Annotated in this window: 18 protein-coding genes; 8 read left to right on the top strand and 10 right to left on the bottom strand. The window is 58.4% G+C overall.

What is annotated here, in order from left to right; all coding sequences use genetic code 11:
- Positions 1 to 13 precede the first annotated feature (13 nt).
- Positions 14 to 769, bottom strand: a complete 756-nt coding sequence (locus ACR0MV_RS17115) for a class II aldolase and adducin N-terminal domain-containing protein (RefSeq protein ID WP_480702985.1) — start codon at positions 767 to 769, stop codon at positions 14 to 16.
- A 118-nt stretch (positions 770 to 887) separates the two neighbouring features.
- On the opposite strand from ACR0MV_RS17115, the gene ACR0MV_RS17110 reads away from it, so the two are divergent.
- The 5 genes from ACR0MV_RS17110 (at position 888) to ACR0MV_RS17090 (ending at position 6,278) form a co-directional block, all read left to right on the top strand.
- Positions 888 to 1,763 (top strand): LysR family transcriptional regulator, encoded by an 876-nt coding sequence (locus ACR0MV_RS17110; protein WP_480702983.1) that lies wholly within the window; start codon positions 888 to 890, stop codon positions 1,761 to 1,763.
- A 143-nt stretch (positions 1,764 to 1,906) separates the two neighbouring features.
- Positions 1,907 to 3,709, top strand: coding sequence for an adenine deaminase (gene ade, locus ACR0MV_RS17105; RefSeq protein ID WP_170426429.1), 1,803 nt, complete (start codon positions 1,907 to 1,909; stop codon positions 3,707 to 3,709).
- Entirely contained in the window at positions 3,706 to 5,169 is a 1,464-nt protein-coding gene (locus tag ACR0MV_RS17100) for an AMP nucleosidase (protein WP_170426428.1), read from the top strand. The genes ade and ACR0MV_RS17100 overlap by 4 nt, the downstream gene beginning before the upstream one ends.
- Before the next feature lie 130 nt (positions 5,170 to 5,299).
- Positions 5,300 to 5,587, top strand: a complete 288-nt coding sequence (locus ACR0MV_RS17095) for an HU family DNA-binding protein (protein ID WP_170349467.1) — start codon at positions 5,300 to 5,302, stop codon at positions 5,585 to 5,587.
- A 169-nt stretch (positions 5,588 to 5,756) separates the two neighbouring features.
- Complete coding sequence (locus ACR0MV_RS17090; RefSeq protein WP_170426427.1) at positions 5,757 to 6,278, top strand: GNAT family N-acetyltransferase; 522 nt, start codon at positions 5,757 to 5,759, stop codon at positions 6,276 to 6,278.
- A 48-nt stretch (positions 6,279 to 6,326) separates the two neighbouring features.
- Here the strand turns inward: ACR0MV_RS17090 and ACR0MV_RS17085 are convergent, their stop codons facing one another.
- The gene (locus tag ACR0MV_RS17085) at positions 6,327 to 7,523 is read right to left on the bottom strand and encodes a BCCT family transporter (protein WP_480703003.1); all 1,197 of its coding nucleotides are present in this window, start codon (positions 7,521 to 7,523) and stop codon (positions 6,327 to 6,329) included.
- A 183-nt stretch (positions 7,524 to 7,706) separates the two neighbouring features.
- On the opposite strand from ACR0MV_RS17085, the gene ACR0MV_RS17080 reads away from it, so the two are divergent.
- Positions 7,707 to 8,594, top strand: coding sequence for a DMT family transporter (locus ACR0MV_RS17080; RefSeq protein ID WP_480702981.1), 888 nt, complete (start codon positions 7,707 to 7,709; stop codon positions 8,592 to 8,594).
- Here the strand turns inward: ACR0MV_RS17080 and ACR0MV_RS17075 are convergent.
- Positions 8,570 to 9,091 (bottom strand): glutathione peroxidase, encoded by a 522-nt coding sequence (locus tag ACR0MV_RS17075; protein WP_480702979.1) that lies wholly within the window; start codon positions 9,089 to 9,091, stop codon positions 8,570 to 8,572. The two genes, ACR0MV_RS17080 and ACR0MV_RS17075, sit on opposite strands and share 25 nt — an antisense overlap.
- Before the next feature lie 145 nt (positions 9,092 to 9,236).
- Here ACR0MV_RS17075 and msrB point away from each other — a divergent pair, with 145 nt between their 5' ends.
- The gene (gene msrB, locus ACR0MV_RS17070; protein WP_170426424.1) at positions 9,237 to 9,686 is read left to right on the top strand and encodes a peptide-methionine (R)-S-oxide reductase MsrB; all 450 of its coding nucleotides are present in this window, start codon (positions 9,237 to 9,239) and stop codon (positions 9,684 to 9,686) included.
- Positions 9,683 to 10,192, top strand: coding sequence for a peptide-methionine (S)-S-oxide reductase MsrA (msrA, locus tag ACR0MV_RS17065; RefSeq protein WP_170426423.1), 510 nt, complete (start codon positions 9,683 to 9,685; stop codon positions 10,190 to 10,192). The genes msrB and msrA overlap by 4 nt, the downstream gene beginning before the upstream one ends.
- Positions 10,193 to 10,222: 30 nt before the next feature.
- Here msrA and ACR0MV_RS17060 read toward each other — a convergent pair whose 3' ends face one another.
- The 7 genes from ACR0MV_RS17060 to ACR0MV_RS17030 form a co-directional block, all read right to left on the bottom strand.
- Positions 10,223 to 12,226 carry a hydantoinase/oxoprolinase family protein gene (locus ACR0MV_RS17060; protein WP_480702978.1) on the bottom strand — a complete coding sequence of 668 codons (2,004 nt, stop codon included), beginning with the start codon at positions 12,224 to 12,226 and terminating at the stop codon, positions 10,223 to 10,225.
- Between the two features lie 72 nt (positions 12,227 to 12,298).
- The gene (queG, locus tag ACR0MV_RS17055; protein ID WP_480702977.1) at positions 12,299 to 13,336 is read right to left on the bottom strand and encodes a tRNA epoxyqueuosine(34) reductase QueG; all 1,038 of its coding nucleotides are present in this window, start codon (positions 13,334 to 13,336) and stop codon (positions 12,299 to 12,301) included.
- Between the two features lie 59 nt (positions 13,337 to 13,395).
- Positions 13,396 to 14,061, bottom strand: coding sequence for an FtsZ-binding protein FzlA (fzlA, locus tag ACR0MV_RS17050; RefSeq protein WP_170426420.1), 666 nt, complete (start codon positions 14,059 to 14,061; stop codon positions 13,396 to 13,398).
- Positions 14,062 to 14,119: 58 nt separating this feature from the next.
- Positions 14,120 to 14,854 carry a monofunctional biosynthetic peptidoglycan transglycosylase gene (gene mtgA, locus ACR0MV_RS17045; protein ID WP_480702975.1) on the bottom strand — a complete coding sequence of 245 codons (735 nt, stop codon included), beginning with the start codon at positions 14,852 to 14,854 and terminating at the stop codon, positions 14,120 to 14,122.
- A gap of 39 nt (positions 14,855 to 14,893) precedes the next feature.
- On the bottom strand, positions 14,894 to 15,853 hold the full coding sequence (locus ACR0MV_RS17040) for a Hint domain-containing protein (RefSeq protein WP_480702974.1): 960 nt from the start codon (positions 15,851 to 15,853) through the stop codon (positions 14,894 to 14,896).
- 187 nt (positions 15,854 to 16,040) lie between these two features.
- A complete protein-coding gene (gltB, locus tag ACR0MV_RS17035) occupies positions 16,041 to 20,573 on the bottom strand; it encodes a glutamate synthase large subunit (RefSeq protein WP_480702973.1) in 4,533 nt (1,510 codons plus the stop codon).
- Positions 20,570 to 21,004, bottom strand: a complete 435-nt coding sequence (locus tag ACR0MV_RS17030; RefSeq protein ID WP_480702971.1) for a GFA family protein — start codon at positions 21,002 to 21,004, stop codon at positions 20,570 to 20,572. The genes gltB and ACR0MV_RS17030 overlap by 4 nt, the downstream gene beginning before the upstream one ends.
- Between the last annotated feature and the right edge of the window lie 12 nt (positions 21,005 to 21,016).

The raw sequence follows: 21,016 nt of genomic DNA, 5'->3' as shown, positions 1-21,016 counted from the left end.
CCTGTTGAGGTTGTCACGTGGCGTAGTCAGAACCGTCTGCATCCAGCAAAGCCTTGACCTCTCGCAGATGTGCGGCGGCCTGGTCCGGATAGTCATCAAGCTCTTGCGCGGTCTTCTCGGCGATCTCATCGGATAGCACGCGCAAAGGTTGACCGGTTTGCAGCGCGCGGATGTATGTTTCTGCCGCACGCTCAAAATAATAGAGCCTGTTAAAGGTATCCGCAGGGTCACTGCCAATCACGAGCACACCGTGGTTCCCCATGATCATGACCTTCTTTTTAGGGTCCGACAGCATGGATGCACAGCGTTCGCCTTCGCTTTCGAAAGCAAGCCCGCCGAACTCGTCATCAATGACGCAGCGGTTGTAGAAGGTGGCCGTGTTCTGATCGATCGGCGGCAAAGTGCTGTCCGCCAATGAGGCGAGCACAGTCGCAAAGATCGAGTGCACATGCATCACACAGCGCGCGTGGGGGCAATGACGATGGATTGATCCATGCAAACCCCAAGCTGTCGGATCGGGGGCGCCGGGTTGGCTCATGACGTCCGGGTCATTGGCATCCAGTAGTAGCAGATTTGACGCTTTGATACGCGCAAAGTGCATCTGGTTCGGATTCATCAGAAACTGCGTGCCGTCCGGGTTCACGGCCAGACTAAAATGGTTGGCCACGCCCTCATGCATGTTCAAACGCTCAACCCAGCGAAAGGTTGCGGCCAGGTCCACGCGTTCTGCCCAGTGGTCAATATTGGCGCGTAGGTTGGTGACTGTCATTCCGAACTCCTTTGCCGATGGCTGAGGGCTTTTGGAAATCGTGCCTGCGACCGCAAAAATTGACCAACGAAAAAAACGCAACTATCCCATTAGTGAAACTAATGACAAGGTTATGCACATGCAGAAACCGCTTCCACCACTAGGCTGGCTGCGCACGTTCGAGGCTGCGGCGCGGCACCTGTCTTTTACCGGTGCCGCACGGGATCTGAACATGACGCAAAGCGCGGTCAGCCAGCAGATCAAATCGTTGGAGGGGTATATTGGCCAGCCGCTGTTCTTGCGTCGACCACGCGCCCTGGAACTGACCGAGGCGGGGCTGACTTATCTGCCTGTTGTCCGCGAGGCGTTTCGGACGCTTGAACGAGGGACCCGGGCCGTGACAGGAGCCCAACAGAACGCAGTTCAGGTGCAAAGCAACATCACCTTCGCAGTGAACTGGCTGGGACCCAGGCTGCCGAGGTTCCGCGAGGCGCATCCCGACGTGCAGCTGAACATCTTTACCGAACTGTGGGAGCCGCGGGAAATGGCCGAGGGCGCCGCCGTCGAAATCCGCTATTCGTTGCGCCCATCCGATACCGTCCGAACCGAGCTGCTGCGAACCGATCATTACTATCCCGTTTGTGAGCCGGGGTACGAAGTGACGCTGGAGAATTTGCAGCAAAAGCCCTTGTTCGATTGTTCGAACCTGTTGTCGAACTGGCAAAACTGGATCGAAGATCAGAGTCTAACCTGGCAAAATCCCGCTGTGACCTATTCCACGACTTATCTTGTCAGCCTCTCAGCTGCGATCGCGGGCGGCGGGTTATGCCTGACCCATGACACCATCGCAAAGGATCTGATCGCGCAAGGTCGCCTGATTGCGCCATTCACCTACAGGGCTCCAATGCCCGAAGCCTATTATTTGCTGCTGTCACCAATTGCCGAGCAAAGTCCCGGAGCGGTGGCCTTTGCCGATTGGGTTCGCTGCGAGATTGAGGCTGATCAAAAAAGCTGAACGGGGCCGCTCCCGCCCATCATCAATGCCCTGACGGGCATTTCTTCTGGTTGGGCCGGGCAGCGCTGACGCGCTGCGTGACGGTTTGATGATACCTGTTCACAAGGGGTTGAACCTTCCATCGCATTCGGGAAAGTTGGGCCATGGAATACACACCCTTCCCAAGTTGGCCCGATGTCGCCCCCCGTTTGATTGCTGTCGCCGCAGGCCGTGAAGCAGCGGATTTGGTTATTCGCGGTGGTATCTGGGTGAATGTGCACAGCCGCGAAACGCTAGCAGACCACGACATTGCTATCGCGGATGGTCGCGTGGCCTTTGTCGGACGAGACGCATCCCATTGCACCGGCCCGGACACGCAGATCATCGAAGCGAACGGACGCTATATGGTCCCGGGATTGTGCGATGCGCATATGCATATCGAGTCCGGCATGCTGACCCCGGCCGAGTTCGCCCGCGCCGTAGTCCCGCATGGAACGACCAGCATGTTCACCGACCCGCATGAAATTGCCAACGTGCTGGGCCTCGAAGGCGTGCGCATGATGCATGACGAGGCGATGATGCAGCCGGTGAATATCTTCACCCAGATGCCGTCTTGCGCGCCATCCGCTCCGGGGCTGGAAACGACTGGTTATGAGATCACAGCTGAGGATGTGGCCGAGGCAATGAGCTGGCCGGGAATTATTGGCCTGGGTGAGATGATGAATTTTCCGGGCGTCGTCCATGGCGACCCAAAGATGTTGGCCGAAATTGCCGCCACTCAGCGTGCTGGTAAGACTGTGGGCGGACATTACGCTTCGCCTGATTTAGGGCCTGACTTTGCAGCCTATGTCGCCGGGGGGCCTGCGGACGATCATGAAGGAACCTGCGAAGCGGATGCCATTGCACGTGTGCGTCAGGGTATGCGGTCGATGATGCGGCTGGGCTCGGCCTGGTATGATGTGGAAAGCCAAATCACAGCAGTGACCGAGAAAGGACTGGACCCGAGGAATTTCATCCTGTGCACCGACGACTGCCATTCCGGAACGCTGGTCAATGACGGGCATATGAACCGTGTCGTCCGGCACGCCATTGCCTGCGGATGCGATCCACTGATCGCGCTGCAAATGGCAACGATCAACACCGCGACCCATTTCGGGCTGGAGCGAGAGATTGGCTCAATCACCCCCGGTCGGCGCGCGGATATCATCCTCAGCTCGGATTTGACGGAATTACCCATCGAAACGGTTATCGCGCGTGGTCAGGTCGTGGCCGAAAGCGGCGAAATTACTGTAGACTGCCCGCATTTCAACTGGCCTGATACCGCGCGCAACACCGTCCATCTGGGGCATACGCTGACCGCGACGGACTTTGAGATCGAAGCGCCCGCTGGGGCAAACCGAGTACAGGCCAACGTGATCGGCGTGGTGGAAAATCAGGCCCCGACCAAAGCCCTGAAAGCGGAACTGCCCATAATCGGCGGTCTGGTCGAGGGCGAAGGTGATGTCTGCCAAATCGCGCTGGTCGAGCGCCACCGCGCGACGGGCGGCGTGACCAACGCCTTTGTCTCGGGCTTTGGGTATAAGGGCAAAATGGCCATGGCTTCCACCGTGGCGCATGACAGCCATCATATGATCGTCGTCGGCACCGACCGCGATCAGATGGCATTGGCTGCGAACCGACTGGCCGAGGTGGGCGGCGGCATCACCATCTTCCGCGATGGGGAAGAGCTGGCGCTGGTCGAGCTACCCATTGCTGGCCTGATGTCCGACAGCCCGGCCGAAACCGTCGCCGCCAAAGCCGAGGATATGGTCGCCGCAATGGAGGCCTGCGGCTGTACCCTCAACAACGCATATATGCAGCACTCTCTTCTGGCGCTGGTCGTGATTCCCGAATTGCGGATTTCCGACCTCGGCCTGGTGGATGTGCGCACGTTTGAAAAAATAGACCTTCTGGAACCACTTGCATGACAATAATAAAAACACCCGACGCGCCGAAGCCCGAGCAATTCACCGACCCCAAGGCCGCTGTCGCCCGTTTAGAAGAACTGTACGAACAGGCGACCCGCTTTCTCTGCGACAGCTTTTCTGCGGCAATGGAGCAAGAAGCACCGACCGCACGTTACAGAGCCTATTACCCGGAAATTCGCATCAAAACGTCGTCCTACGCGCATGTAGACAGCCGCCTGAGTTTCGGCCACGTCTCAGAACCCGGTGTTCATGCGACGACCGTCACGCGCCCTGATCTGTTCCGGTCCTACCTGACCCAGCAGATTGCGTTGCTGATCAAAAACCACGACCAACCGGTCACAATCGGCGCGTCCGATACGCCGATCCCGGTGCATTTTGCAGTGGCCAACAATCCCGACCTGCATGTCCCGCAGCAAGGGGCCGCCGGGTTCACTTTGCGCGATATTTTTGACGTACCCGACCTGACGACCACCAATGATGACATCGTAAACGGGGTGCACGACATCGAGGACGGGGTTGGGCCGCTGGCTCTGTTCACCGCCCAAAGGGTGGACTATTCGCTGGCGCGGCTTGCGCACTATACCGCGACAGACCCAAGCCATTTCCAGAACCACGTTCTGTTCACCAACTACCAGTTCTATGTTTCCGAGTTCGAGAACTATGCCCGCGAACAGTTGGCGGATCCCGCCAGCGGGTATACCAGCTTTGTTTCGACCGGAAATGTTGAGATTACCAAGGCCGATGCCGAACTGACCCAACCGCTGAAGCTGCCGCAGATGCCTACCTATCATTTGAAGCGTGAAGACGGATCGGGGATTACCCTGGTGAATATCGGTGTCGGACCTTCGAACGCCAAAACGGCCACTGACCACATTGCGGTTCTAAGGCCGCATGCGTGGCTGATGGTCGGCCACTGCGCCGGGCTGCGAAACACGCAGGCGCTGGGGGACTTTGTGCTGGCCCACGCCTATCTGCGTGAGGACAAGGTGCTGGACGATGACCTGCCGGTTTGGGTGCCGATCCCGCCATTAGCCGAGATTCAAGTGGCGCTGGAACTGGCGGTGGCCGAGGTCACCAAGCTGGAAGGCTACGAACTCAAGCGGATCATGCGCACAGGCACGGTCGCATCCGTCGACAATCGAAACTGGGAGCTGCGCGATCAGTCCGGCCCGGTGCAACGGCTTAGCCAATCCCGGGCCATCGCGCTGGATATGGAAAGCGCCACCATCGCCGCCAACGGCTATCGATTCCGGGTGCCCTACGGCACTTTGCTGTGCGTTTCGGACAAACCTTTGCACGGCGAATTGAAGTTGCCAGGTATGGCCTCGGCCTTTTATACCACACAGGTCAGCCGCCATCTGGCCATCGGAATACGGGCGATGGAACACCTGCGCGGCATGCCGCTAGAGCGTCTGCACAGCCGGAAATTGCGTTCTTTCGACGAAACGGCCTTTCTCTGACGCAAAAAAGCAACGTTTTCCCCATATTTTTAGGGTTTTCGGCGCTACTATTCGTTGTGTTAGCCCACAATATCCCGTTACAGTTACGCGGTGAGGCCCTATGTATCGGGCACGTTAAGGAGACCAAGAAATGGCAAAGCCTATGACTAAAACTCAGCTGGTGGCTGCTCTCGCTGAGGAAATGGGAACCGACAAGAAAGCTGCAAACGCAGCGTTGGAGGCTGTGACCGGCCTGATCACCCGTGAAGTTTCTGCCGGTGGCGCAGTGACCCTACCCGGCGTCGGCAAAATCTACTGCCGCGAGCGCCCCGAGCGCATGGTGCGCAACCCCGCCACAGGCGAGCAGTTCAAGAAAGAAGCGGACAAAGTGGTCAAAATGACCATCGCGAAAGCTCTGAAGGACAGCGTGAACGGCTAATCCCGCCTTTCACTCGATATGATCAAGGGCCGCCGGTTGGGGGCCCTTTTTCTTTGGGACGAGAAACTTCAACAAACTGGCCCGACCGAAACTTGGTATGTTTCAATTGCGGGGCTTCACATATTGTGGGTTGCCGAGACTACAAAGATTGAAATGTGCAGCTGCATCCATGTTTGAGACTGACAGACTTACCGTTGAGGTTTGGAAACAACCTCTTTCGCCTTCAGTTGACAGGCGGCAAATCTACGCAGAGTTTTCGCCTTTGCTTTCACCAGCGGTGCTAAATCACTTGCCCGAAGCCTTACAACTCTCGGATACCAAGGACGCGATTGAGAACTGGTTGAAAGAGCGGGTGGAAGAAAGTGAATTGCTCACTATCCGCGACGGCGATGGAACCCTGATCGGCCTTCTAATCTTGGCACATACTTCTGAGCAAGAAACCTTGACGACTGTTCATGTCGGGTATCTTTTTTCTGAAGCGGCTTGGGGACTGGGTTACGCAACCGAACTCATTGCAGGTTTGATTACTTGCTTCCGTAACAAAAGACGCCCGGTCGAGCTTGTTGGTGGTGTAGAAACAGGAAACACTGCTTCGGCCAAAGTGCTGAAAAAGAACGGCTTTGAAAGAAACGCAAACCATTCCGACCCGGACACTGAGATGTTCAGAAAGCTAATTCTGCCATCCCAATAGCAAAACGGGCACCAATTTTGGCGCCCGCTCGCAGTATTTTTTGCACCCTTAGTGAACTGTCTCAACCTTGTGGAAGTCCAGATCGCGGCCCTCTGGCATCGAGTCGATGCTCAGTACCTCGCGGCGTTTAGCGATCAGAATATAGACCACGCAGGCCAGATACAGACCGATAACAACTGCGCCAATCCACTGGATCTGCAGCCACTGGCTTTGGAACAGCAGGGTCAGCACGAACAGCAGCACGACGTTACCGGCGACATAGACCGCTTTGCCGAACCGTTCGACCGTCAGGTTCAGGTTGTCGGTGTACAGACGGATCAGCGAGTCCAGCGAGTTGATCACAAAGGTCACGCCCACGATCACCATCGCGATGTTTGTCAGACCTGCGGTGCTGATCTCGTTCAGGTGATAGTAATACAAAACCGAGAACCAGATCGCGAGCGGGATCGACGGGAAGACCAGCAGTGCCGCCAGCAATTGCCAGGTGGTCAACCCTCCAACAAAGCGCGAGGTGAACTGGCCGATCATGATCGACCATGCGAACCACCAGAACAGGTAGAAGGCGTGGTAGTCGGTCAACGGCAGGACAAATTTCTGGATGTTGGCAAAGTAAGCGCCAATGTTGCTGCTGGTCTCAAGCAGACCGTTCATACCCATGCCCGCTGCGGCCCACATGCCAATGATCAGAGCGAGGAACAGGAAGGTCGAGCCGACCGACAGAATGCGAACATACTTCAGGTCAGTTGATGAGTAGGCTGCGGCCAGAATCACCACAAATACAATGATGTAGAAGGTGGTGACTACGGATTCACCGTCTCCGACGTCGGGCAGGTAACCTGGCAGGTAGATGAGGAACAGGCTGGCTGTGAAGGCACAGGTTCCGATGATGACTACGTTGTTTATCAGTTTGACCAGCGGGATCTCAAAGAACTTCACGCGCGGTTCGATGACGCAGAAATAGAACGCCGTCAGGAAGTAGAACCCCCAGATCAGAAAACCCCAGAACCCGAACTCGATCGCCAGTGGGTTCGCAAAGGCATAGGCCGACTCTTCGGCATAGCCGCCAAATTCGGTCAGAGGGAACATGATCAGACCCACGTCCAGACCCGAAGTGAACAGGATCGCGATGAACGTGAACAGGTGCACGGGGGTTACACCCACACAACGCAGGTTCCACCACTTCACGACGATAAAGGCGACCAGGCCCAAGGCCAGCAAGACGCCAAATGACAGAATGTACTCCAGAAGCACCAACATACCTCCCATGGATTAGTCAGAGTACGGCTGCCATAGCTTTAATTGACCAATCAATCAACAAACGCGAACTTGCGGTTAACCGAAGAGGCGACCTGTGATTTTTTTGACGCGGATCGCTTGTGTGTTGACCGAAATTCGGAAACAGTCTCAGCGGTTTCAAAAGGGGTCACCATGGATCTGCGCGCCATAGCCATGGGGCTGGTCTTTGCCTTCATCTGGTCATCAGCCTTCACCTCGGCGCGGATCATCGTGGCCGATGCCTCGCCCCTCTTTTCGTTGGCGCTCCGCTTTTTGATCTCGGGTCTGCTGGGAGTCGCGATCGCGCGGGCCATAGGCCAAAGCTGGCGACTGACCCGCACCCAGTGGTACGCGACGATACTGTTCGGAATTTGCCAAAATGCCCTTTATTTGGGTCTGAACTTTTTTGCGATGCAAACAGTTGAGGCGTCAGTTGCCGCGATCATCGCCTCGACCATGCCTTTGATCGTGGCCTTGGCCAGTTGGGTGCTATTTCAGGAAAGACTGCAACCTTTAGGCGTGATCGGGCTGCTGGCCGGTTTTGCCGGTGTCGCGCTGATCATGAGCAGCCGGATAGGCGCCGGGGCCGACCTGTTTGGCGTCATGCTGTGCGGGTTGGGCGCTCTGGCCCTCAGCTTTGCGACGCTGGCCGTACGCGGGGCCACATCGGGCGGGAACTTCATGATGATTGTGGGATTGCAGATGCTTGTCGGGTCGGGCGTCCTGTTCGTTGCTGCCCCAATGTTCGAGACCATCTATATTCATCCCAACGGGCCGTGGCTGCTGGCTTTTGTGTACACCACGCTGTTCCCGGGCCTTTTGGCGACCTTCATATGGGTTCTGCTGCTGAACAGGATCGGCGCGATCCGGGCGGCCACATTCCACTTTCTGAACCCGGTCTTCGGTGTGGCGGTGGCGGCAGTGCTGCTGGGCGAGAAGCTTGGCCCGCTGGATTTGGCGGGTGTTGGCATCACGACGCTGGGTATTCTAGCGGTACAGCTCTCGCGACAAACCGATCAGCGCAGCAAGGCCTCGACCTGACGCAGCAACTTGGGTGAATCCGGTTTGACGTTCGAACCATAGGTGGCAACGACGTCACCCGCAGGGTCGATCAGTATCTTGTTGAAATTCCACTTAGGGACAAAACCCGTCTGTTGGGCAACCGACCGATAAAACGGATGCGCACCTGCGCCTTTCACCGGTGTAATGTCGGTCATGGGCAGGGTCAGGTCATAATTCACCTCGCAGAACTGCTTTACCTCTTCAGCCGAGGCCAGTTCCTGATTGAACGAATCCGACGGCACGGCCAGAACCACCAGACCGCGATCTGCGTAGGTATCGTGAACTTTTTGCAGGCCCTCATACTGTCCGGTGAATCCACATTGCGACGCTGTATTCACAACCAGAACCGGCTGACCCCTCCAATCCTCGATGGATAGTGTTCCCCCGTCGATCGAGTCGAACTCACCCGTCAGAGGCGCGGCTTGTACGGCGCGGGCGACCAGCAACAGAGCGGATAAAAGAAGCAGTCTGAACATGGCGTGACCTCCTTTACCTAGAAATACGCGCTATAGCGGCAGTCGGATCACCCGCACGAGCGCGCGAGTTCGTTGAAATATGATTTTGATTTCTGCCTGAGTATGCCCAAATAAAGGCCCAAGCCGCATCAAATCCGGAGGAGCCATGACCCGCTACACCAAAGACCCTGAGGCCATCGCCGCTCTGTCACCCGAAGAATACCACGTCACCCAGCGCAGTGGTACCGAACGGCCTGGCACTGGTAAACTGTTGTACAATAAAGAACCGGGGATCTACGTCGATATCGTCTCGGGCGAACCGCTGTTTGCCTCGACCAACAAATACGAGTCCGGCTGTGGCTGGCCAAGTTTTACCAAGCCGATTGTGCACGAGCATGTCGAAGAGTTTCGCGACGCATCGCTGGGTATGATCCGGACCGAGGTTCGCTCGAAACACGGGGACAGCCATCTGGGCCACGTGTTCCCAGACGGCCCACGCGAACATGGCGGGCTGCGCTATTGCATCAACTCTGCCGCCTTGCGGTTTGTCCATCGCGATGAGATGGAGGCCGAAGGCTATGGCGAATACCTAATCCATGTGGAGGACATCCAATGACCGAACAACGCGCTGTTCTTGCCGGAGGCTGCTTTTGGGGCATGCAGGACCTAATCCGCAAACTGCCCGGCGTGTCCCGCACCCGAGTCGGCTATACCGGCGGCGACGTCCCAAATGCCACCTATCGCAACCACGGCACTCATGCAGAAGGGATCGAGATCTTTTTCGACCCTGCCAAGATCACTTATCGCGAGCTGCTGGAGTTCTTCTTCCAGATCCACGACCCGACAACCGTGAACCGCCAGGGCAATGATATCGGGATGAGCTATCGCTCGGCCATCTATTTCGTGGATGACGCGCAAAAACAGGTGGCCGAGGACACAATTGCCGATGTGAATGCCAGCGGCATCTGGCCCGGCAAGGTCGTGACCGAGGTCGAACCCGTCGGCGATTTCTGGGAAGCCGAGCCCGAGCATCAAGATTATCTGGAGCGGATCCCCAACGGCTATACCTGCCACTTCCCGCGCCCCGATTGGGTTCTGCCCAAACGCAGCGCGGCTGAATAACGGCTTTGGCCTCCTTCGGATGAGGGGGGCTTAGCCCGACGCCACCCGGGGGCGTCCGCTGGCTTCAACTGTGATCAACGCCTCGACAAAGACATCCTGCGCTTCAATGCGCGCGGTTCGGATGTCACGATCAACGACCACCCGAATATCCGCCGCACCGGCCTGTCGCACGGCCCCTTCGGCCTGATCCCGCAAGACCGTCTCAAGCAGCGCCAGCGCCTTGTCGGATTCGGTGAAATCCTGCGGACCATCCTCCAAATGCACTCTGAATCGGCCCTCGGACGGCGAAGTCACGGTACCCGACCTGCGCAATGTCAACCGGCCAACAACAGCGCCAATCGCATTGGCCACACCTGCATGTTCAGGCAGGACGATGTTGCAGTGCAGCCGATCCCCGACCGCCGGATAGTAGCTTGGAGCCGAAGCGCCAAGGCCCACCACATCCACGTTCAGCGCCGCGTCCAGTGCCAGCAACCCGCGGTGGTTTGCCAACCCTCTTTGGGTCAGAACATGCCTAGCCAGATCGACTGATGGAACGCCAAAACCCTCAGCCTCTTCCGAGAAAGCAGTCTCTAACAAAGTCAAAGAGGTCTGTTCCGTCAATTGGTCAACGATCATTTGCGCCAACTGCTCAGGGGTGTTGGCCAACCTGTCGCCTGTTCCAACGCGTTTGCGCGCCACCAATTCCAGGGCCTTATGCGCCGCCTCCGCATCCCAGGCATCCAACCGGCCCAGAACATGACTGGCATCTGACGGTGTCACACCCGACACCTGCACAATCCCGCGATCCACCAGCCGCGACAGCGCCCCGTTTTCCATCCGGGTGCGCAACAACTCACTCAACGGTACGACATCCTCGCCTAACCGCTCCAGCAAGGTCTCTTCCCGTGCGCCCAGCCCATCCGCGTTGATGCCAGGAACACGGCGGGCAAACCGCGTGTCATGTTCCCCAACGGTTGTGGCCCGCAACTGAGTGTCCAGAACGGCGTGCACAGTTTCAGGCGCTTCAGCAGCGATCAGGGACACTGGCAGCACCCGCCGCGGGCCAAGAAACACACCACCGCCCAGCCCTTCGGTGACCACATGAACCTGGCTGTCGCCACCCAAACCGTGCGTCCGCATGGCCACGGCCTCGACCATGGTCCGGAATCCTCCGACCTGCGCGCCCGCCGGGTCAATCGCTGGCTTGCCATCCCGGATCAGCGCGACATCGGTCGTGGTCCCTCCAATATCGGACACCAGCGCGTTATCGACCCCCGTCAGCCAGCTTGCGCCAACGATCGAGGCCGCCGGCCCGCTGAGGATGGTTTCAATCGGACGTTCCCGCGCCTGTTCCGCGCTCATCAAGGCACCGTCACCGCGCACAACCATCATTGGCGCAGTGATACCCAGATCAATCAACTGATCCTGCGCGCGCCCGATCAAACGGTCGATCATCCCGATCAACCGCGCGTTCAAAACCGCTGTTACTGCCCGTTTCGGACCATTCAACTTGGCTGACAACTGATGCGAGCATGTCACCGGAGCGCCTGTTTTCTCCGCAATGATCCGCGCCGCCTGCAATTCATGCGCCGGGTTTCGCGTGGCAAACTGCGCGGCAACCGCAAAGCCTGAGACATCTTTGTGCGACGCCAAAAATGCCTCCAACCCATCGACGTCCAAGGGCTTAGCCTCGCCACCCGCATGGGTATGTCCGCCGCCGATCACCAGCGCCGGATCGCCCTTCAGCGCATCTCGCAACCCGTGCTTTTCAAGATCCGCCTCCTTGAACCCGATGTAGATCAGCGCAACACGACCACCCTGCCCTTCGACCAGGGCATTTGTGGCCAACGTTGTCGACAAAGACGCCATCGAGATCTGATCCGGACCGACCTGTGCCTGCTCCAACACGGCCGAGATCGCCTTGCCGACGCCAATGGCCAGGTCGGCGCGCGTCGTCAAAGACTTGGCCGAGGCGATTACCTCGGTTTCGTCCCGGATCATCACCGCATCCGTATAAGTTCCGCCCGTATCCACCCCCAAAGCCAACGCCATCGGGATCTCCTTCCTGTTCGCTGTCGATGGGTGTAGCGGTTTGGACCGACACGTCCAGCCTGTTTGCGGCACTTATGACAATCGTTTCACCGCCCAGCGCGCAGCGTCGGCCACCGTCGGGTCAGGATCGTCGGTCAACGACCGGGCGACAACCGCCAGATCAGGACGCTGCGAGTTGCCAATCGCGTACAACACATTCCGCACGAACCGATCCCGCCCGATCCGCTTGATGGGCGAGCCCGAGAACTTTGCCCGAAACGCCGCATCGTCCAGCACAGCAAGCTCAGCCAAAGGCGGTGCCTTCAGATCATCGCGCGCAGCATATCGAACATCGCTCGCCGCGACGGCAAACTTGTTCCATGGACAGGCGGCCAGGCAATCGTCACACCCGTAAATCCGGTTTCCCAGCTTGGGCCGCAGTTCCTCTTCCACTGGGCCCTTATGCTCAATTGTCAGATAAGAAATGCAGCGTCTTGCATCCAATTGATAAGGGGCGGGAAAAGCATCGGTTGGGCATACATCCAAACAAGCTCGGCAGCGTCCACAATGATCCGTCTCAGCCATGTCCACAGGCAGGTCCAACGTCGTGAAAACAGACCCTATAAAGGCCCAGTTTCCCCAATCCCGACTGACCAGATTGGTATGCTTCCCCTGCCACCCCAAACCAGCAGCCTGCCCCAAAGCCTTCTCTGGAACCGGCGCCGTATCCACAAAAACCTTCACCTCACCACCCGCCTCGGCAATCAACCAACGCGCCAGACGCTTCAGGCGTTTCTTGACCAGATCGTGGTAGTCCTTGTTCTGCGCATAGACGGAAATCGCAGCCTTGTCCGCGTGATCCAAAACCTCAGTTGGATCATGCTCGGGCGTATAGCTTTCGGCCAGCATGATCACCGACTGTGCCTCGGGCCACAGCGCGGCCGGGTCACCGCGCCAATGGGTCCGTTCAGCCATCCAGCCCATCTGCCCATGGTACCCGGCCTCCAGAAACGCCTCCAAACGCGCGGGCACTTCGGGCACATCCCAAGGACGACAGATTCGACAGGATACAAAACCCTCGCTCAGGGCCTGCGCCACCAGCCGTTCCTTCAAATACGATCCGCTCTTCATCTGGCTAAAAATACCTTCGAGGGTCCGGGGGCAGACAGCCCCCGATCCTACCCTGAGTATCAGAAATCCAGATCGGCGTAATGGGGCGGCGGCCGGAATCCCGGAACCTGATCCGCCAGAATAGACCGGAAAGCAGGCCGAGATTTGATCTTCGCGTACCAATCCTTAACCGCCTGCGAGCGGTTCCAGTCCACATCCGAGATATAATCCAGCGCCGACAGATGTGCAGCTGCAGCGAAATCCGCAAGGGTCATCTGATCGCCCGCCAGCCAACGGCGGTGATCCAGCAACCACGCCATGTAATCCAGATGATACTTGATCGCCTTTGCGCCAGCCTTGACGTTCTTACTGTCCGGGTAACCCTGGCCGGTCACTTTCTTGTTCACCCGTTCATACAGCAGTTTCGACGTGACCTCGTGATGAAATTTGTCATCAAACCACCCCACCAGGCGCCGCACTTCGTATCGGGCTTCGGGGGTTTTCGGCATCAGAGAGGGCTCTGGCCGCGTCTCTTCGATATATTCACAGATAGCCGCGCTTTCGGCCATCACCTGCCCATCCAAACGTAGAACTGGCACTTTTCCAGCAGGGTTGCGGCGCAGGAAATCTGGATCTTGTTCCCAGTATCGTTCTTCAACCAGTTCGACTTCGATCTTCTTTTCCGCCAACGACAGGCGGACCTTGCGGCAATACGGGGACAGGGGAACGTGAAACAGACGCGCCATGGGCTTCCAATCGAACCAGTGAATACCCCCCAGCTTTAGCCTTGAGGGGCCTAGAGTTTCAATCCTCGAAACAATCCGCGCGACCATCTGCGCGGATGGTGGCCGCCCCGTCGAGGATGGCAGCAGCCCGCCTGCGGGTCCGCACCGAGGGATCGGTAACCGACCGATTGCGCGGTGACGGCAGAATTGCAGCCAGACGCGCCGCCTGTACCGGCGACATCTGATCGGCGCTTACGCCGTAATACCGCTGCGCGGCCGCTTCGACCCCGAATACGCCATGACCGGTTTCAGCCACGTTCAGATAGACCTCGAGGATTCGCTGTTTGCTCCAGAAGATTTCGACCACCGGCGTGATCGATGTTTCAAGCGCCTTGCGCACCCAGCTGCGACCCTGCCACAGGAATACGTTCTTCACGACTTGCTGCGTGATGGTCGAGGCCCCTCGGCTGCCGCCATCCTCCAGCGCGTCGCGGATGGCCTCAACGTCAAAGCCCCAATGCAGGCAGAAATTCGCATCCTCCGCCGCGACGGCGGATCGGGCCATGATCGGGGCAATCTGCTCCATGGGCACCCAGTCGCGCTCGACCTTGCCCAGCCTGCGCCATTCCGACCAGATCGTATGAGTCACCGGCGGGTTGACCACCGAATAGAGAAGAACCAACCCCAACATAAGCGCCACGGCGCCCAAAGCGGCCCGTGTCACCCAACGGCGAATCCGCGGGATCACTTGCGATTTTGTTTTTGACGCTCTGCCTTTTTTTCTGCTCGGCTTGCGCGCTGCTTGTCTTGCCATTCTGTTGCTATACGACGCGGCGAACGGGTTTGGAACGGTTTATGTCACGATGGCGCGCCCTTCGCGCGGAAGAACCACCGGACGCGCGGTTTTCGGCAAGGGCGGGTTTCGCCGGGAAAGCTCAGGGAACAGCCGCAGAACCTCGGTGCGCACGTCCCTATCCGACTGCGAGATCGCGTGCCCAGGATAATAGCTTTCGCTTTTGGCCCCGTTTGCGATGACGATCTCATGTTGTGCAAACAGCAGGTGGATATAGTCGACCTGCCCACCCTCGACACGAGTTACGGTCTTGCCGTTCACCAGACAATGCGCTGCGATCAGAACCTCGGGGTGGCCGAACAAATATGGTGCCCGCCAATCTTCGACCAGCATCCTGTGCTGCGGTGAAACGGTCAGAGGCGCATTCAACCCCAGAACGCCTGCGTCGAGCCGGATCGGGGCCAGTTTTCCTTGGGCTTCAACCGTGGTGCGACCGACCCATTGCAGCTCTTGCGGGCCGTGATCGGCAGTAGAAACCAGATCACCCGGCTTTAGGTCTTCGACCAGGCGTGGACCGTCCGGTGTGTCGATCAGGGTTCCGGGTGTAAAGCAGGGTGGCCCAAGATCACCCCCGGCGATATTGACCGAACCAAACCCGTTGGGATCGCCGAAATCGTCGCTGACATCCGTGAAGGACGAGCTGACGAACGTTCCATTCTCGAGGACCTGATTGCCATTGGGCGTAAAGACCCTGCGCCCATCGGCCAGGTAAAAGGTGACGCCTGTATAGGTCACCTGAGTCCCGTCACTCAGTTCGATCGTCACCATGTCGTTGAAGAAGGTCGACGTGATGTCAGATCCATCGACCGAGTCGCCGCTCAACCGGTTGATCAGGCCATTGTCATTCTGATCCACGATATCCAGAGACTGGACTGTCAGAGGCGTTCCAACAACCGTGCCGTTGTTACCGGGGTTCGCCGGATCCAACTCAAAGAACTGATCTTTGTAGGTCGTGGGCATATGCCTGCTCCTGCCTGCTCATATCTCTGGGACGCAGTGTGGCTGCAAATCCCGAGAAATTTATGGCATTAGCTAGGCGTTATTCGCGAAAAAACGCAATCAATACGCGAAAATCGACACAAATTGATAAAACCCGCGTGTTTCTGGTAACACGCGGGTTTCTTTGATCAGGCGTCCTCGGGCTGGCTTATTCTGCCGGGACAGCAGTCGCTTCGGTGGTCAGAGGATGGCTGAGCTTGTTCAGCATCTCTTTCGGGCAAACCTGCAGGAAGTTGGCCTTTTCCACGTCCCAATGCTGCAGAATGTCCGCAGCCTTGCGGCTGTAGGTTTCGGCCTGATGCGCCTCGATCAGCGATTTCAGCTGCTCTTCCCAATGGTCCACAGTCACCGGGCAGGTCACCAGAGTTTCCATGTTCATCAGCGCCTGCGCCTTGCCTTCGGGGTCGTACAGGTAGGCCATACCGCCCGTCATACCCGCACCAAAGTTGGCACCGATGTCGCCAAGGATCACGGCGACCCCGCCGGTCATGTACTCACACCCGTTCGAGCCACAGCCCTCGATCACCACTTTGGCGCCCGAGTTCCGCACGGCAAACCGCTCACCGGCGCGGCCAGCCGCGAACAGGTGACCATCGGTGGCACCGTACAGAACCGTGTTGCCGATGATGGTGTTTTCATCCGCCTTCAGCGGGCTGACCTGCGGCGGGCGCACGACGATGGTGCCGCCCGACAGGCCCTTGCCCACATAGTCATTGGCATCACCCGACACCTCCAGCTTCAATCCCGGAGCAGCAAAGGCCCCCAGGGACTGACCGGCCGAGCCCTGCAGCTTCACATGCAGATGGTCAGGCTGGAACGTGTTCCGCATCCCAAAATTCTGAACGATATGGCTGGAAACGCGGGTGCCGACGGTCCGGTGTGTGTTCTGGATCGCGTAGGACAGCTGCATCTTCTCGCCGTCTTTCAGGAACCGCGCTGCGTCGCGCACGATTTCGGCGTCCAGCGTATCCGGGACCGCGTTCCGATCCTTATCACGGTTGTAGACGATGTCATGAGCCCCATCGACCGTGATCAGCAGCGGGTTGAGGTCCAGATCGTCCAGATGCGCCGATCCACGGCTGACCTGTGCCAGCAGATCGGCCCGGCCGATGATCTCGTCGATCGAACGTGCACCGAGGCTGGCCAACAACTCACGCACTTCCTGTGCGTAGAAGGTGATCAGGTTGACGACCTTGTCCGCGTTGCCGGTGAACTTGGCGCGCAAGGACTCGTCCTGCGTACACACACCGACCGGGCAGGTGTTCGATTGGCACTGACGCACCATGATACAGCCCATCGCGATCAGGGCGGCAGTACCGATGCCGTATTCCTCGGCACCCATCATCGCAGCCATGACGATGTCGCGCCCGGTGCGCAAGCCACCATCGGTCCGCAGCGTCACGCGGTCCCGCAGGTTGTTCATCGCCAGAACCTGATGTGCTTCGGTCAGGCCCATTTCCCACGGCAGACCGGCGTATTTGATGCTGGTCGCAGGGGATGCGCCTGTGCCGCCATTGTGGCCCGAGATCAGGATCACATCCGCCTTGGCCTTGGCCACACCCGCGGCAATCGTGCCAACGCCCGAAGACGCCACCAGTTTCACTGTTACCTTACAACGCGGGTTGATCTGCTTGAGGTCATAGATCAGCTGCGCCAGGTCCTCGATCGAGTAGATGTCATGATGCGGCGGCGGCGAGATCAGGGTCACGCCCTTGGTCGAGTGCCGCAGACGTGCGATCAGGTCGGTGACCTTCATACCCGGCAACTGACCACCCTCACCGGGTTTCGCACCTTGGGCAACCTTGATCTCCAGCTCTTCACACTGGTTCAGGTATTCGGCGGTCACGCCGAAGCGGCCCGAGGCCACCTGTTTGATCTTAGCCGACGGATTGTCACCATTGGGCTCCGGCACGAAATGCGCGGGATCTTCACCACCCTCGCCCGAGTCGGACTTGGCACCGATCCGGTTCATCGCAACGTTCAGCGTCTTGTGCGCCTCAGGGCTCAAAGCACCCAGCGACATGCCCGGCGTCACGAACCGTTTACGGATCGAGGTGATCGATTCAACCTCTTCGATCGGAACCGGCTTACCCATGGGCTTGAAGTCCATCAGGTCGCGCAAATGGATCGGCGGGTTCGACTGCATCTTGGCCGAATACTGTTTCCACAACTCATAAGAGGCGCGGTTACAGGCCATCTGCATCATGTGCATCGAGGTTGCTTCCCACGCGTGGGTCTCACCAGATTTCCGCGCTTTGTAGAAGCCACCAATGGGCAGCACATCCAGACCGCTGGCCCACGCCTTGGCATGGATCTCTTCGGCCTTGGTCTGAATGCCGGTCACGCCGATCCCAGAAATCCGGCTGGTCATGCCCGGGAAATATTCCGCGACCATCGCACGGCTCAGGCCCACGGCCTCAAAGTTCAGGCCGCCGCGATAGGATGAGATCACCGAGATGCCCATCTTGGCCATGATTTTCAGCAGGCCTTGGTCAATCGCCTCGCGATAGCGCGCAACGTTCTCGGTCAGGGTGCCGTCCAGCAGACCGCGATCAATGCGGTCGGCCAGCGAATCCTCGGCCAGATAGGCGTTCACCACGGTCGCACCACAGCCGATCAGAACCGCAAAGTAGTGCGGATCGACACATTCTGCGGACCGTACGTTCAACGAGCAGAAGGTACGCAGCCCCTGACGGGTCAGGTGTGAGTGAACCGCGCTGGTCGCCAGGATCATCGGCATGGCTACACGGCCTTCGCCCGAGTTCATGTCGGACAGCACCAGATGCCCAGCGCCCGAGCGTACGGCCTCTTCTGCTTCGGCTCTAACACGCGCTAAAGCGGCGCTCAGAGCGCCCTGTCCGGGTTCAAAGCTGCAATCAATCTCGGCCAATGGCGCGTCAAAGTTTTCGACTAGTTTGTCCCACTGCGCATTGCCAACAAAGGGGCTTTCCAGCACCACGATCTCGGTCTGGCTGCTGTCTTCGTCCAACACGTTCTTGAGGTTCGCGAACCGCGTCTTCAGCGACATAACCCGATATTCGCGCAAACTGTCGATGGGCGGGTTCGTCACCTGGCTAAAGTTCTGCCGGAAGAAGTGGCTTAGCGGTCGATACTGTTTCGACAGAACGGCTGAAGGCGTGTCGTCGCCCATCGAGGCCAGCGCCTCTTTACCGTCTTCGGCCATAGGGGCGAGAATCTGTTCCAGCTCTTCCACCGAATAGCCCGCCGCGATCTGGCGCTTGCGCAGGTCTTCGCCTGAGAAAATCGGGGTTTCGGTTACTCCGGCCAGCGTGGCGTCCAGATCGTTGATCTTGCCAACCCACTCACCAAAGGGCAGCGCGCGCGCCAGTTTGTTCTTGATCTGTGTGTCGCGATACAATTTGCCCTTTTTCATGTCCACGGCCAGCATCTGACCCGGTCCAAGCGCGCCTTTTTCTGTCACCGACGCCTCGTCAATCGGAACCATCCCGGCCTCGGACCCAGCGATGACCAAGCCATCGCCCGTCACCACATAGCGCATCGGGCGCAGACCGTTCCGGTCAAGACCCGCGCAAACCCAGCGGCCATCGGTCATAGCCAGTGCGGCAGGGCCATCCCACGGCTCCATCACCGAGTTGCAGTAGGAATACATGTCGCGCCAGGCTTGCGGCAGCTCGACCGCCTGCTTGGACCAGCTTTCCGGCACCAGCATAGTTTTCGCCATCGGGGCCGAACGGCCTGCACGCACCAGAACCTCAAAAACCGAGTCTAATGCGGCCGAATCCGACGATCCGCCTGCGATGATCGGCTTGATGTCATCGGCATAGTCGCCAAAAGTGCCGCTAGCCATGCGGATCTCATGGCTTTTCATCCAATTGATGTTGCCCTTCAGCGTGTTGATCTCGCCGTTATGGGCCAACATGCGGAAAGGTTGCGCCAGCCACCACTGCGGGAACGTATTGGTGGAATAGCGCTGGTGATAAATGGCGAAGGCGGATTCAAAGCGCTCGTCCATAAGGTCGGGATAGAATACGGCGACCTGTTCGGCCAGCATCATGCCCTTGTAGATGATCGAGCGGCAGGACAGCGACGCCAGATACAAGCCAGAGATACCCGCAGCCGCAGCCGCCTTTTCGATACGGCGGCGAATCACATAAAGCTCACGCTCGAAAGTTTCTTCGTCGACGCCCTTGGAGTTCGAGATCAGAATCTGCTCGATCTCAGGCCGCGTCGCGTTGGCTTTTTCACCCAGGCAAGTCACATCGACTGGCACATGGCGCCAGCCATAGATGTAGTAGCCCATTCGCAGAACTTCGGTTTCTACGATGGTCCGGCATTGTTCCTGCGCGCCAAAATCGGTGCGGGGTAGAAAGACCTGACCAACCGCAATCAACTCGTCCATTTTGGGTTCGTGACCGGTACGGCGGATCTGGTCATAGAAGAAAGGAACCGGGATCTGCACATGAATACCCGCGCCGTCGCCTGTCTTGCCATCAGCGTCAACAGCACCGCGGTGCCAGATTGCCTTGAGCGCATCGATCCCGGCATCCACGACCTTGCGGGATGCTTTGCCATCCACTGACACCACAAGGCCCACGCCGCACGAAGAATGCTCTTCTTCTTCGGAATAGAGACCGTTTTCCGCCATCCATTTGCGCTTGGCTTCCTCGGCCCGCACCCAATCGGCATCATATTTGGTCATTGGCTGTCTCCTTCTTCCGAGGGGGCGAACATCGCCTCGACCTCGGCTTTGGTCATTTGTTGGCGCTCGCCCGCGAACGCATAGCCGGTTGGCTTTTTGTCGATATAAAGTTCATGAGTCAGCGGGTGGCCTGTGTTTTCGAACAGTCCCGCTGCCATCTGTGTGTGACCGTGCATCTCGCCCGGCAGGGTAATCCGGTACCAAAGGGCCGAGCCACACTCAGAGCAAAAGGCACGTTCCGCCCAGTCGGACGAGGTGTAGGTTTTGACCGGACCCAATGCGGCATAGCCCGGCTCGGCCTGAAACGTCACCAGCATCGAGCTGGTCCAGCGACGGCACTGGTCACAATGGCACGCGCCCAGCGCATCCCGCGCCGGGGTGGCGGTGACTGTGACCGCGCCGCACATGCATTGGCCTTGCAATTCGGGCATCCGACCCTCCTG

The organism is Ruegeria sp. BC3 (assembly GCF_056539265.1).
Note: the sequence above shows the minus strand (reverse complement) of the source record. Positions and strands in the feature narration are given on the sequence as shown.